This is a genomic window from Terrimonas sp., assembly GCF_003075435.1.
Taxonomy (GTDB): domain Bacteria; phylum Bacteroidota; class Bacteroidia; order Chitinophagales; family Chitinophagaceae; genus Agriterribacter.
This window is the reverse complement of the sequence record NZ_QCZJ01000009.1, coordinates 38,509-52,698: the sequence shown is the minus strand read 5'-3', so window position 1 is coordinate 52,698 and position 14,190 is coordinate 38,509. Positions and strand designations below refer to the sequence as shown.

General features: G+C 40.7%; 9 protein-coding genes. 1 reads left to right on the top strand and 8 read right to left on the bottom strand.

The window, feature by feature from the left end; genetic code table 11:
• Positions 1 to 29 precede the first annotated feature (29 nt).
• The 6 genes from DC498_RS11510 to DC498_RS11485 form a co-directional block, all read right to left on the bottom strand.
• Positions 30 to 1,199 (bottom strand): exo-alpha-sialidase, encoded by a 1,170-nt coding sequence (locus DC498_RS11510; RefSeq protein WP_116874306.1) that lies wholly within the window; start codon positions 1,197 to 1,199, stop codon positions 30 to 32.
• 215 nt (positions 1,200 to 1,414) lie between these two features.
• The gene (locus DC498_RS11505; RefSeq protein WP_116874305.1) at positions 1,415 to 1,828 is read right to left on the bottom strand and encodes a Dabb family protein; all 414 of its coding nucleotides are present in this window, start codon (positions 1,826 to 1,828) and stop codon (positions 1,415 to 1,417) included.
• A 15-nt stretch (positions 1,829 to 1,843) separates the two neighbouring features.
• A complete protein-coding gene (locus tag DC498_RS11500) occupies positions 1,844 to 3,022 on the bottom strand; it encodes an N-acetylmuramoyl-L-alanine amidase family protein (RefSeq protein ID WP_116874304.1) in 1,179 nt (392 codons plus the stop codon).
• A gap of 867 nt (positions 3,023 to 3,889) precedes the next feature.
• Positions 3,890 to 4,489, bottom strand: a complete 600-nt coding sequence (locus DC498_RS11495) for a L,D-transpeptidase family protein (protein ID WP_116874303.1) — start codon at positions 4,487 to 4,489, stop codon at positions 3,890 to 3,892.
• A gap of 174 nt (positions 4,490 to 4,663) precedes the next feature.
• Positions 4,664 to 5,353: a MerR family transcriptional regulator gene (locus DC498_RS26550; RefSeq protein WP_240627978.1), complete on the bottom strand. Its 690-nt coding sequence runs from the start codon at positions 5,351 to 5,353 to the stop codon at positions 4,664 to 4,666.
• Positions 5,354 to 5,404: 51 nt separating this feature from the next.
• The gene (locus DC498_RS11485; RefSeq protein ID WP_116874429.1) at positions 5,405 to 6,376 is read right to left on the bottom strand and encodes a M23 family metallopeptidase; all 972 of its coding nucleotides are present in this window, start codon (positions 6,374 to 6,376) and stop codon (positions 5,405 to 5,407) included.
• 136 nt (positions 6,377 to 6,512) lie between these two features.
• Here DC498_RS11485 and alaS point away from each other — a divergent pair, with 136 nt between their 5' ends.
• Positions 6,513 to 9,134, top strand: a complete 2,622-nt coding sequence (gene alaS, locus DC498_RS11480; RefSeq protein WP_116874302.1) for an alanine--tRNA ligase — start codon at positions 6,513 to 6,515, stop codon at positions 9,132 to 9,134.
• An 89-nt stretch (positions 9,135 to 9,223) separates the two neighbouring features.
• Here alaS and DC498_RS11475 read toward each other — a convergent pair whose 3' ends face one another.
• Both DC498_RS11475 and DC498_RS11470 read right to left on the bottom strand, forming a co-directional pair.
• Positions 9,224 to 10,681, bottom strand: coding sequence for a SusD/RagB family nutrient-binding outer membrane lipoprotein (locus tag DC498_RS11475; protein ID WP_116874301.1), 1,458 nt, complete (start codon positions 10,679 to 10,681; stop codon positions 9,224 to 9,226).
• Between the two features lie 18 nt (positions 10,682 to 10,699).
• A complete protein-coding gene (locus tag DC498_RS11470; RefSeq protein WP_116874300.1) occupies positions 10,700 to 14,005 on the bottom strand; it encodes a SusC/RagA family TonB-linked outer membrane protein in 3,306 nt (1,101 codons plus the stop codon).
• Positions 14,006 to 14,190 lie beyond the last annotated feature (185 nt).

Here is a 14,190-nt window from a genome sequence, read left to right as displayed (position 1 = left end):
GCTGTTATTTCCCACCAAACCAAATTTAATTATTCTTTACCAAACGCAGGCGGATCCCATATCGTTGCGCCTATGTATCTTTCACGCCCGGTTTTGTTATCCATAAAATAATAGATCGCCACAATTTTTCCATCAGGACGCTGTACTATTCTCGGGTAGCCGACATCCTGTCCTGACCCGTCATTGCGTAAAATATATTCCCTGCTCCATGATTTTCCATTATCACTGCTAAGGCGTGCCCTGATATCGCTTGTTTTTGTATTGGCTGCAATACTTTCGGCATCAGACCTGTAGCCATAAACCAGGCAAATGCGCCCATCTTTCAGCCTTATCATAGCAGGAGGATTACCGATACCGGTATCATCACAGGCATTTTGCAATTGATTCCAGCTTTTGCCATTGTCAGATGAATACCATGCAGGAATCAAACTAACATCTCCCTCTTTTTTACGGGTAGTTACCAGGATTTCATTTTTTGATATACGCACTGACGCAGGCATAATATCATATCCCTCCGGCTCTCCGCCTATGCGTGAGCGTAATAACCATGTTTTACCGCCGTCTGTTGTCTTTACACAAATCACCCTCCCTTCTTTACCATTCGATTTGGCAGCAGTAATAAAAAGTGTGCATTCGTTTTTCCCGTCAATAATATAATCTGTTCTCGCCGCTGTACCGGGCGTGCCAAAGTTGGGTAAGGCAAACGGACCGTTCCAGTTATACCCTTTATCATACGAATACCAATAACGTGATTCTCCCGCATCGCTGTTGGAATAAGCAGCAAGCGCAAAACCCGGGTGCTGAAAATTAATGGGCTCCTTTAACGGCTGTACCTTCTGTTGTGGAACATCGGTTCTTGGTTTAGCTATAAAATGCCCGTGTGGCACCAATCCTCTTGTTGCAGGGTCTTCTATTACCCAGGTATTACCGCCATCTTTACTACGGGCAAGCAAATGCAATTGAGGCTTATCCCTGTCTATATTATGTTTTGGTCCAAGATCTTTATAATATCCTTTTGAAAAACCAACCAGTATTTCGTTGCCCCATATCCATATACCATTATTTGCAGGCCAGCCTCCATACATGCCGGGTTCATAATATACTTTTACATGTTGCACATCTTTAGCCGCAACCTGGGCTGATAAATTATTGTGTGTGCCCGGTAATACAATCAACAGGAAGAGCATAAATTTTTTCATACGGGATAATCAACGTTATAATAGCGTAAAGACAAATAAGGAAGAAGGATACTCATTATAATTATCCTGCTGTTGGTTTTATAAAAGTTTAGGAATAGTTTTTTATCGCAAAGCGGCACAAAGATTTACACAAAGAAACACAAAGGCAAACGTTTGAAAAGGTAACAATAAAAAATCCCGGCTGTTTGCCGGGATATCCAAAAGCTTTACAATAATTATACATCTACAGAATCATACACAACGACCTTTTTCCAGAGGTGCTTACATTCCTCCACAAATTTCAGGTGTATGGGGTCTACCTGGTAGCTATCCTGGTCTGCTTTGTTTTTAAACAATAACATCCACGATACGGAATAAGATCGGTCAATAACATCCCGGTTGGTATCAGCGGGTTTCCCGATATGAAAAGAGGCGATGGTTTTAACTGCCGATAATTTTTTTAATCCTGCTACCAGTTGATTAAAATCTTCTTTGCTCTCCGGGTTGTTAAGCCAGAAATAAACATGATGAATGAATGTTCCTTTTTCTATCATAGCCTGAGTATTTGATACCACGCCGGCGGCCACAACAGTGGCAAAAGCGGCTTTAGTGGTTTGATTAACGAATTTACGACGAGAAATTTTTTTCATATTAAGGGCTACAATTTATTTAATTTTCTTAAGCCAGTCGTTTATACCATCAACTATTTTCTTTGCGGTAGCCACCCTGAACTTGGGATCTAGTATTCTCTTTTCATCATCCAAATTGCTTAGAAAAGCTACTTCAACAAGGCAGTTGGGATAATCTGTGGGGCCATTTAGCGAAAAATTAAAGCTGCCTACATTGCCAATTTCTATCAGTTTAAGTTCCAGCATTCTTTTTAACACAGATTGCGAGAGGCTGCGGAAGCCTATATAACGGTAATATGTACTCGTACCTTTTATCAGCGCGTTGCCTGATGAGTTAAAGTGTATGCTGATGAGAATATCCGGGTTCCAGGCTTTCAGCATTTCAACCCTTGTTGCCATATCTAAAGTAGTATCCGTAGTGCGTGTCATAAAGGTTTTTACATTATTCTTCTTTAGCAGCTTATTAAGTTCATTTGCAAATTTTAATGTGTAGTCTTTTTCCAGTATGCCCGATGATTTACCTGACGCGCCGGTGTTTGTACCCCCATGTCCGGCATCAATAGCAATTTTCAATTTACTCAAAGTTAATACCAGGGGTTGCCGCTTTACTTTAATGATAAGCCTGGGAAATACACTGTCATAAGAAATATTATACCCCCAATGCTGGCTGTGCTTTAATTCAATAAATACCCGCATCACATCATCTTCTATCTGCTCGTACCAACTATTCTTTATTTCCTTTACTGAGTTAAACTGGGATATCCAGTTGCTGTTGGATGTTGCACCGAATATATCTATTGCAATACGTGATGGATTAATTTGCTGAATACTTCTGTATGGCAACCGTTCATCAAGATTGATAGTTACATAGTCAAAGCCTGTAGTATCATTACCAAATACGCGCCAGTTTGATGTAAGATAATATGGTCTTGGCCTTTTTTCAGGTACAGGTTTTACATTTTCTTTACTGATATACGCGGAATGATTTTTTGAGAGCTGAACCCTGTAATCTCCATCTGCAGAATCTACAACCAGCATTACAACACCAGAATCGAGGTAAGTCATTTTAGCGCCGCCCAGCCTGTCGTCTCCCAAACCATATTCCAGGTAAGGCAACCTGCCAATGGTTTGCACCATCATTGGTTTACGGGTAGAATCCTGTGCGCTTGATTGCAGGTAAACAAATGTTAACAATACGATCAATATATGCTTCATGCAGTGAAGATATGGTAAAAAGAAAACCCCACGGCAGGCTATGCGGGGGTTTCTACATCCTAACTTATACAAGCACGGAACTATCTTATAATAGAGTACGTTATTGCGATCATCGTTGCAACGGCTCAGTTGATATACGTGCAATAGTGAGAGAAGGTTGGGAAAAGCGCCAGCCCATCCGACCTTCCTGAAGGGAAGGAGACCCAGGAACAGCCCTGTATACTTATTTATTCAAACTGCGCTGTACTTGTATTACACCTCAGCTATAATGAACATTTAAACGCTTTGCATGATCTTGCTTTGTAGCTGATGTATTGTTAATATAGCCCGGAGTTATTCCAGGGCACTGAAGAGAGAAAAAACTTTATCTGAATTTCAAACCCCTTTCATACCTGTTGGTCAATCGTGATATATGCCCATAAGTAGAGCTTGCTGTTTAACTCCCGGCATTTATTTTTTTAAGTTTTTACCAGTAACCGGGTTAGCCGCCTCTTTTTGTATGGTTTCGCCGAAGGCGAAATTGAAAAAATGCGAAGCTTATTTTTTCAAAAGACAAAAAGCAGCGGCGTTCCGGTTACGCAGCCCGCCGGCTGTGGAGGCAAAAAAGGTTCGTAAAATTTAATTATGCCGAAACAGCTGCATGGTTTTTGAAAAATTTGATTCAAAACCCTTGCAGCAATTTAATAACCAAAGCATGAATATACAATGATCTTTATCAGCATATCACCAAAATGGAGTTAAACAGCAAGCCCTACGTATAGTTACCGGGGCGTGCTTTGGAAGATGATACAGAGCGATAGCTTTAAACAGAAAAGCCGTCTTAAGAGACGGCTTTCAAATATCAAAACACCATTAAAGTAACTGTAGCTATTTTTCGATAATCACTTCCGTGCCTATGGGAAGCATATCGTATAACTCTGCCATATCGCTGTATCTAACCGAAATACAACCTGCAGTCCAGTTAATATATTTATCAATTACCCATTCTTCGTTAGGACGTGTGCCGTGTATACCTACGCCACCGCCAATGGTTGCTTTTTTAGGTATGGTGCCGGCAGCTTTTCTTGAATTAAATCTTGCATAACTTTCTTTTGTGGGATAATCAAGCGCAAGAAATTTACCCCACTGCTTATGAATTCTCTTTCCAACAATTTTAAAACTTCCTTCAGGTGTAAGCCTGTCGCCTTCCATTTTTTTGTCTTCCTGGCTCTTACTACCAAATACTACCGGGTAGGTACCATACCATCCATCTTCATCATATATCGTCATTTCGTAAGCACTCTTCTTAATAACAACTTTGTAAGAACCCGGCGCTGCTTTAATGTCTTCCTGCTTTGCTTTGCCAAATGAAGTATCGACAACATCATTTATATTTTTCGCAGAAGAAAACTTTGCATCTTTAAATCCCTGTAAAAAAACACAGGTAAAGATGGCGAACGATGATAAAAGGATTCGGATAAAACTCATAGTGATTCTTAATTAGCGTTATAAAAAACGAGTAGAGATTTTAAATATTTTCCCTTATTACTTTCTTTGACTTTTGTTAGCAGTTAAAATTAAAATACCAGCGTGTTAAATATTTTCTATTTAACGCAATATTTTCACGTTGATATCCAACAGCATTTAACTGATAAACAATTGTTATAACCCTGCTTTTAATTCGAGTAGAAATCCTTTCAATTTTTGGAGACGTTGTATGAGTTCAAAATTTTGTTGCGCTTTTGATTTATTTTTTTTCAAATAATCTTTTGCACCTTCAATAGTATATTTTCTTTGCCGTAATAAGTGATGTATCAGGTATAAATTCTTTATGTCTTCAGGCCTGAAATGACGATCGCCTTTCCTGTTTTTCCTTGGCTTCAAAATATCAAATTCTGTTTCCCAATACCTGAGCAATGAAGTGTTGAGCTGAAACATCGCGGAAACCTCGCCTATACTGTAGTACTGTTTTTTAAACAACACTTCATCTTCGGGAATACTGATAAAATCAGATTCTCCCTCCATTTCTTTAAGCGATTTTCTGCCGCGCTTTCCCTTAACAGGTTTTGAAGCAACTTTCGTTTTCCTTTCTTCTGTTAATATATTATCAGCTACAGGCGTTGCTTCCACTAAAAAAATATCCGTTTCTTCTTCAGCTGCTATATCGCCTTCGCCCGGTCCGTTAATTGATCCTTCAAAAAAAATTTCTTCCGTTTCTGCAATAGCTATATCATCCTGCCCGGCAGTTATCTCTTCCTCCTGTATAGAAGCAGGCACAACTTCAGCCCTTTTATCATCCTTTTTTGGATGCTCATCAGGAAAACCCGCAAATAAATCCAGCTGCTTAAACATTCCACTAAATTAACGGTATGCAGAAAAAATAATGCCGCGAATTATTAACATTTAGTCAAAACTTTGATTGCCTGCCGCGGCCATTTTAAGTATACGGTCAAACTGCTCAGGTGTAAGATCATTATAGAAGAAATAAATAGGATCAATATGCCGCCCGTTTTTATGTACCTCGTAATGTACGTGAGGGCCGGTTGATTTGCCCGTGCTTCCCACCCAGCCAATTAATTCACCGCGTTTTACACGCTGGCCCGATTTTACTTTTATTTTATACTGGTGACCATACAGGGTTTCGTAACCATAGCCATGGTTAATAATAACATAATTACCATAACCATTGCCTGTATTACCGGCAAGTTTTACCACGCCATCGGCTGTTGAGTAAATAGGCGTTCCCTGCGGCGCCGCAAAATCAAGCCCGGCATGCATTTTAACGGTTTTGTATACCGGGTCGATGCGGTATCCAAAGCCTGACGCCATGCGGCTGAGGTCTTTATTGCTGATGGGTTGAATGGCAGGTGTGGCCGCCAATAGCTTTTCCTTGTTCTTTATCATACCCTCGATGTCATTGTAAGATTTTTTCTGAAAATTCATACGGTTCATGAGGTTATCAACTGTTGCAGCTATTGAATATGCAAGCTCATTATCCTCCATAGATTCTGTAAGCCTGATCTCCTTTTGCTTTTCCAGGGTTTTAGCCCTGGCGCTGTCAGGGATTGGGTTAGCTTCAAATATTTCCCGGTAAACCTGGTTATCTCTCTTTTCCAGCTCCGTCATCTGCTCCTCCATGGTTTTTATTTTATTGTTCAGGAGCACATAATCTTCCTTTATCCGCTCATTTTCCTGGCGGATAAGCATTTCTTTTGGAGAATCAATTACCTGGAAACCAATAAAAACTATAATGAATGCTGTTACAAGAGCCGCGGCAAGAAAACCCAATATGCGCAGCAGCTTCACCCTAAGCGGGATCACTAATTTTTCATACCGGAGCGTATTGGTATTATAATAGTATTTAATTTTTTTCATTACAGGATATCTGAAACCGGTTTGCCTTGCGCAAAAATCCAACCATAAATTAATTACCTTCGCACACTTGCTTTGGCAGGAAGGCAAATATAAAATTTAAACATTCAAACGGTATAAAAATTATAAAAGTATAGCGATGACCTCTTCCCAGATAAGAAAAGCTTTCCTTGATTTTTTTCAGTCGAAAGGGCACCAGATCGTTCCATCGGCCCCTATAGTTATCAAGAACGATCCTACACTTTTATTTACCAATGCCGGCATGAACCAGTTTAAAGACTATTTCCTGGGCAATAAAAAGTCTCCTTTTCCCCGTGTGGCCGATACCCAGAAATGTTTGCGCGTAAGCGGCAAACATAATGACCTGGAAGAAGTAGGGGTAGATACCTATCACCATACCATGTTTGAAATGCTGGGTAACTGGAGCTTTGGCGATTATTTTAAGGCTGAAGCTATTGCATGGAGCTGGGAATTACTTACAGAAATATATAAGCTTGATAAAAATCGTTTATACGTTACCGTTTTTGAGGGTGATGAAAAAGAAGGCATCCCCAAAGACCAGGAAGCCTACGATGAATGGAAAAAGCATATAGCCGAAGACAGGATATTGCTGGGCAATAAAAAAGATAATTTCTGGGAGATGGGCGATACCGGGCCCTGCGGACCTTGTACGGAAATTCATGTGGATTGCAGGCCTGATGAAGAGCGCAATACCATATCCGGTAAAATGCTGGTGAACAATGATCACCCGCAGGTGATTGAAATATGGAATAATGTATTCATCCAGTTTAACCGCTCAAAAAACGGCAGCCTTGAACCACTGCCCGCAAAGCATGTAGATACCGGGATGGGATTTGAAAGACTGGCAAGAGTAATTCAGCAAAAAACATCTAACTACGATACGGATGTTTTTACCGGCACTATATCCGCTACAGAAAATATCACCCATAAAAAATATGATCACAGCGATAGCAAAGAAGCGATTGCTTTCAGGGTTATCGCCGACCATTTAAGAGCTATCAGCTTTACCATTGCTGATGGGCAATTGCCTTCCAATACAGGAGCAGGGTATGTGATAAGAAGAATATTGAGAAGAGCGGTAAGATATTATTATTCGTACCTGCATTATAAGCAACCCCTATTGTTTCAACTGGTGCCATTATTGGCAAAGCAGTTTGAAGATGTTTTTCCCGAATTGGAAAAACAGGTTGACTTTGTGAGTAAGGTAGTGAAAGAAGAAGAGGAAGGGTTTTTGAGGACATTGGAAAAGGGACTGAAAAGAATTGATGATATTATTAAATCTTCGGCGGTTAATGCACAAACAGTTATTTCAGGCAGGGAGGCTTTTGAACTGTATGACACTTACGGCTTCCCGATAGACCTAACAAGGTTAATAGCAGTTGAAAATAAGCTTACGGTTGATGAGCCGGGATTTGAACTGGAAATGAAAGCGCAGAAAGACCGTTCCCGCGCTGCTACCACTATTGATACCGAAGACTGGGTTGATGTAAACAAGGTTGATAAAACTTCTTTTGTCGGCTATAATGATCTGTTGATTGAAACACAGGTGGTAAAATACAGGAAGGCTACAGCGAAGGGAAAACAACAGTTCCAGGTAGTGCTTGAAACAACACCTTTTTATGCCGAAAGCGGCGGGCAGGTTGGCGACAAAGGTATTTTGCAGTTTGGTGAAGAAAAGATAAATGTAGTCAACACCAAAAAGGAGAACGACCTCATTATACATTTCACAGAAGGGTTACCTGCAGATATAACAGCGCCTGTAACTGCTGCAGTAGACTTTGAGCAGCGGCTGAATACCATGTATAATCATACAGCAACGCACCTGTTGCATGCGGCGCTGCGGCAAATATTGGGCAAACATGTGGCCCAGAAAGGTTCACTGGTATCACCTGATGAACTTCGTTTCGACTTTTCTCATTTTTCTAAAGTTACCGATGAGGAATTAAGAAAAATTGAACTGCTGGTAAATGAAAAAATAAGGCAGAACATCCCTGTTGTAATAAATGAAATGCCCAAAGAAGAAGCATTGAAACTCGGCGCTATGGCATTGTTTGGCGAAAAATACGGAGATACTGTTCGCGTGGTTGTTATTGACCCCGCTTATTCTATTGAGCTTTGCGGCGGCACACATATTGGCCACACAGGCATGATAGGACTGTTTACCATTACCGGCGAACAGGCAGTGGCTGCCGGCGTCAGGAGGATTGAAGCGCTTACAGGGCCTGCCGCTATACAATATACTTTTGATAAGATAAACCAGTTTAAAAATATTGGTGAACTATTGAAAGCCAAAGAACCGCTGAAAGCCATTGAAAAACTGATGGACGAAAAAGCGGTACTGCAAAAAAGAATTGAAAGTCTTGAAGCAAGACAACTGGTACAGATAAGAAATGAAATACTGCAGAAAGACGAGATTGTGAACGGTGTTACTTTTATTGGAGATATTATTGAAGTAAGCAGCGCAGAAGCTTTAAAAAAACTCTGCTTTGATGTAAAGAACCAACTCCGTGATTATGTAATTGTGCTTTGTGCCAATATAGATGGCAAGCCTTATGTGGCTATCGGCATGTCTGATGTGGTAGCAGCAGCAAAGCAACTGGATGCAGGTAAAATAATTAAAGAATATGTAGCGCCATTAATAAAAGGCGGCGGCGGTGGTCAAAAAACACTGGCTACCGCAGGCGGTCAGGACGTGTCGCAACTGAAGGATGTGATTACTGTTGTGAAAGGGCTGCTTTAAAGAGCTGCCTTCCTATGGAAGGTGAGTAACCCTGAGCAACAAAAAAAGCTGATGATCACTCATCAGCCTTTTTTTGGTAAAAGAAAGATTTATTCCTGCCACCACAGTTTAATACCCTTATTATCTCCTCCCATAGCCGTTTTTGCCTGGTTATATGCTTCTGCGTTGTTGGATTGCTCCGCAAGCGGGTAAGTTATCCTGTAAGGAACGGTAGTCACTGTATTATCCAGTATGGTATTAGGTATTCTGAAAAAAGGATCACCGTTGGGTTTTGTAAAGTTCAGCCTTGTTCTTTCAAACCAGCCCTGTAAACCCTGGTTGTACAGCGCTACCCATTTTTGAGTACCGATTATATTTTTCCAGTTTGCCTGGTCATAGGGGTTGTTAGTAATAAATGTATTAGCTGCGGTTTCATCTACTCCCCAAAAAGACATACTCGCTTTTATACCATTGGCATAAAAGGTTTCGGCATCACCGCCCACATTAAAGCCACGTGCAGCGGCTTCTGCCAATGCAAATTGCACTTCTGCATAGCTCATAATATATCCCGGAAACGTTGTACTGTATACTTTCGCGCTACCTCTTGAGTATTCATTAATGTTAGTGAAGCTGCCAAGTCCATACGGTTTTCCTACAATAGTTCCGGTAGCAGGAGCAACCCTTGCATACATTGGCAAGCGTGGGTCGCCTGTTTCGTTCATAAAATCAACCAGTGTAGCAGAAACAAAATATGCATTGGAGATATTGGTTCCATCCTGGTCATTGTATGGAAATTGATCGGGAGCAATAGATAAATAGGTGAATTTTGCCTCATCACCAATACTGGTAAAGGTATTGGCGCTTGCTTCTTCAATCACCTGCTTGGCCTTTACAGCGTCTGCATTCACCATTCTAAGCCCAATGCGGATCTTTAAAGCATTGGCAAGTTTTTTCCATTTATTTATATCTCCCTGGTATATTAACTCCCCGCTTCTGAAAGAGCTGAATGTTGGATCGAGTTCCGCTATTTGCTCATTCAGGAGCGTAATTAATCCATCGTAAACTGATTTTGAATCATCATACTTCGATGTAAGAAAAAGCTGATCGCCACGTAATGCTTCACTAAAAGGAACATTACCATAAGCGTCTGTAAGCACCTGGTAAATCCATACGCTTAAAATTTTTGCGATAGCGTTTTGGTTGCCGGAAGCCGGCTCAGGATTTAAGGAATTTATTCTCAGTAACTCCTGAATGTTAGAAAGCGGCACGCTGTAAGATGTCCATAGTTGATTATTGGCCGCTTCATCCAACTGATATTGGCTTTGTGTTTCTGTTTGTGTTTGCGAAAAATATTGCGCATACAACATGCCTACATTATCGTTAACTGCTCCGCTGTACATAATGTCGGACGCTGTTCTTTCAATTCCTGTAATCAGCTGAGCTGCGGTTACAGCAGTTGGCTTGGTGGGATCCTGGTTTATTTCTTCAAAACCTTTTGTACATGAAAATTGCGCCAGGATATACACCAGAACTATTAAAAACGATGATACTTTATATAATGATTTCATATTTCTGTTTTTAAAGGGTTAGAAGCTAATGTTTAAGTTAATGCCGACAGACCTCACAGACGGCAATGCTCCGCCTTCAAGACCAATAACATTTGAATCAGAGTTCAAAATATTTGAAGGATCAACATTAGGCGCGTTGGAGCTGATCAACCATAAATTTCTTCCATACAGGGAAATACTCGCGTTACTGGTATGAAGAAACTGATTCACTTTTGCTGGCAATGCATATCCCAACCTTAACTCTCTTAAATAAACATAGCTCGCATCATATAAATTGGCTGTACTTATCCGGATACCATAGTTATTCTTGAAATGGAAAGGCGCGTTTACATGCACCGTCTTTTTTGTTCCATCTGCTAATACGCCTGATACGTCAACACCTGTTTCTCTAACATTATTCTCAACTGTTTCAGCCAATGTGCCGGAATACAGTCCGTACATATTGGTATAGGAGAAGAAATTGCCACCTTTCTGGAAATCAACTAAAGCACTTAAAGTAAATCCTTTGAATGAAAAACTATTGGTTACCCCGCCCACAAAATCAGGCTGCGTATTTCCAATTACCTTTCCTCCGGCTGAAGCTACATACAGACCCGCATCTGTTATTACTTTCTCGCCATTCAGGTAAGTATAATCTGTTCCTGTTAAAACAAATAGTGGCTGACCGACAACGGCTGCTGTTGACACGGTATTTCTTCTTCTTTCTGTAGCCAGTATATACCTGTCAATCGTTGGATTGTTTGGAATATTGAGCGACAGTAATTTGCTCCTGTTGGCGGCATAGTTAACTACTATATTCCAGGAGAAATGCTCATTTCTAACCGGGGAACCGCTAACCTGAAGCTCTACTCCGCGATTTCTTGATTTACCCACATTTGCATAGAAATTACTATAGCCTGAGGTTAGTGATACTGACAAAGGAATAATCAAATCCCTGGTTATTCTGTTATAATAAGTGAAATCCACACCTACCCTGTTATTGAAAAACTTTAATTCAACACCTGTTTCAAACTCCCTGCTTATTTCTGGCCTTAACGCACTATTACCTAAAATAGGGTTTCTGAGAATATAGGAGTTTCCGGTGCTTCCAAATATCACAGGGGCATTATACGCAACATAGGTACGATAAGGATCAGTATCACTACCAATTTGAGCCATACTTGCCCTGACTTTGCCGAAGCTAAGCCATTTTGCAGATGAAATCCACTCAGAAAAAATTACAGATAAAGAGGCTGCAGGGTAGAAATAAGAGTTGTTCCCTTTGGGAAGTGTAGAAGACCAATCATTTCTTCCGGATATGTCGAAAAAAACAACATTATCATATCCCAGCGTAGCATTTCCAAAAATTGAATTTATTCGTTTCTGAGCCAGGCTTTCAGAGTAGGTAACGCGTCCGATATTATTGGTTAAGGTATATAAACCCGGCACAGTCAACCCTGCGTAGCTGGCTCCATTTACACCATCCCTGAGTTGCATAATATTACCTCCCACAGAAACGCCAAGGTTGAACTTGCTATTAAGATCCCTGTTTGCAGACGCAAGTAATTGGTAATTTATTTCTCTATGATCAATAGTCGATCTGGCGTACGAACCGGTAGTGTAGTCTCTTGCTACCCTTTCCTGCTGCAGCGTGGTATATTGATCCATAAATGCCTTCGCTGAAATATTTATCCAATCAACCGGTTTAAATTCAAAGCCGGCAAGACCATACAGGCGTTTACGGTTATCGGTAGTATAGTTTTTATACTGATGCCAGTAAGGAGTGGTTGCAAACAGCGGTGTGGGATTGGTTGGAGAAGTTCTGTTCCAGCTAACCTGCGATCCGTCGGGAAACTGGTAGTAAGCAAGCTTATCCATTTCCAGTTGCCGTTGACCATACATGGTGAACAACTGGGTTGGATTATATCCGGAAAATCCTGTTCCGGGCCTTGCTCTCCCAAAATTCTCCGAGTAATTTACGCTGGCAACAATATTCAACTTTTTGCCTAACCTGTGATTACCATTAAATCCAATATTATTCCTTTTTAGTAAAGCGTTAGGCAGTATGAAGTTTTGATTCAAATTACTATACGCCAGCCTGAATGCCCCTTTATCATTGCTTCCTCCCACGCTAATGCTATTGGTAAGCGTAGTACCTGTTTCATAAAAATCTCTGATATTGTTGGGATGAGGTGACCAGGGTGTGGTTACACCAAAGTACGGGTTACCCTTGTTTTCATCAAAAGAATAATATGGGCGTATAAGCAGTCCTGTAAGTTCCGGACCCCATGATTCATCTACACCATATTGCGGCAGTAAATCATAGCCGCCTTTTACCGGATCATTGTATGTAGGTGCATTTTTAAATAAGGTTGGGTTAGTGCTTTGCCACAAAGTATCAAAACCGCTTGCCACAAAATTTACATTACTTGTGTTAGCACCACCGCCACCATACCTGTTTTGATATGTAGGCAGGTAATAAACGTCGTCCATCTGAACATTCAGATTATAGGTAACACCAAGTCCTTTTTTGCTGCTCCCTTTCTTAGTGGTTATTAACACAACGCCATTAGAACCTCTGCTGCCATAAAGTGCAGTTGCAGCCGCTCCTTTTAAAACGCTTATCTGATCAATATCATCCGGGTTTATATCCTGTATCGGGCTACCGTAGTCGAAGCCGCCGCCGCCATTTTGCTGACCAGCGGGGTTGGTGCCTGTATTGCCCATAAATACACCATCCACAACAAATAGTGCATTATTGCTACCGGTAATAGACTTATTTCCTCTTATTACCACTTTGGTAGAACCTCCCATTGAGCCAGAGTTGGTATTAATTTGCACACCGGCAAGCTTACCCTGCAATGCATTCACAAAATTGGATTCCTTTGCAGTTTGAACGGCATCACCACGAACTTCGGCAATAGAATAACCAACTGCGGAGGTTTTTTTGGAAATACCAAGCGCTACTACTGTTACTTCGCTCAATTGTTCTTTTTTATCGTCTTTTGTTAAAACGATGGTATAAAAAACTGAGGCATCATTAATGGTGATAGTAGTATCGCGGTAACCTACACTTGTTATTACCAGTTTCACCGGCAAAACAAAAGGAACAGAGAACTCTCCTTTATCATTAGTAACATACGCCCTTCCGGTTTCCGGTATAATGCTCGCATTAGCTAATGGCACATTCCCCGAACCCATAACAACCCCTTTCACAACAGCAGTATCATATGCATTAAGTGGTGGTATTAAAGGTTTTTTGGATTCCCGGGCTAAAGCAACAACAGAGATTAAAAGAAATGCCACGCTGGGCAGGAGTAAACGAAACAATCGATTTGAGATCATATAGGTGTTGAATTGGTGTTGAATATATTCAGAATGATATTGGATTCAGAAACTTTACACAGTAAAAATGTTTACACTTCTTAAAGTTTACTCAATGGAGCAGGGTTGTAATCTTAAATGTATATAAAATCTTTTTTTTAACAATCCTGTATACCACAGGATGGTAGTAAAGAATGTTTTTCGTA

What these genes read in the sequence shown, in the direction of transcription:
- DC498_RS11510 (WP_116874306.1), bottom strand. Translation starts at nt 1,199, where the DNA reads ATGAAAAAATTTATGCTCTTCCTGTTGATTGTATTACCGGGCACACAC.
- DC498_RS11505 (WP_116874305.1), bottom strand. Translation starts at nt 1,828, where the DNA reads ATGAAAAAAATTTCTCGTCGTAAATTCGTTAATCAAACCACTAAAGCC.
- DC498_RS11500 (WP_116874304.1), bottom strand. Translation starts at nt 3,022, where the DNA reads ATGAAGCATATATTGATCGTATTGTTAACATTTGTTTACCTGCAATCA.
- DC498_RS11495 (WP_116874303.1), bottom strand. Translation starts at nt 4,489, where the DNA reads ATGAGTTTTATCCGAATCCTTTTATCATCGTTCGCCATCTTTACCTGT.
- DC498_RS26550 (WP_240627978.1), bottom strand. Translation starts at nt 5,353, where the DNA reads ATGTTTAAGCAGCTGGATTTATTTGCGGGTTTTCCTGATGAGCATCCA.
- DC498_RS11485 (WP_116874429.1), bottom strand. Translation starts at nt 6,376, where the DNA reads ATGAAAAAAATTAAATACTATTATAATACCAATACGCTCCGGTATGAA.
- alaS (WP_116874302.1), top strand. Translation starts at nt 6,513, where the DNA reads ATGACCTCTTCCCAGATAAGAAAAGCTTTCCTTGATTTTTTTCAGTCG.
- DC498_RS11475 (WP_116874301.1), bottom strand. Translation starts at nt 10,681, where the DNA reads ATGAAATCATTATATAAAGTATCATCGTTTTTAATAGTTCTGGTGTAT.
- DC498_RS11470 (WP_116874300.1), bottom strand. Translation starts at nt 14,005, where the DNA reads ATGATCTCAAATCGATTGTTTCGTTTACTCCTGCCCAGCGTGGCATTT.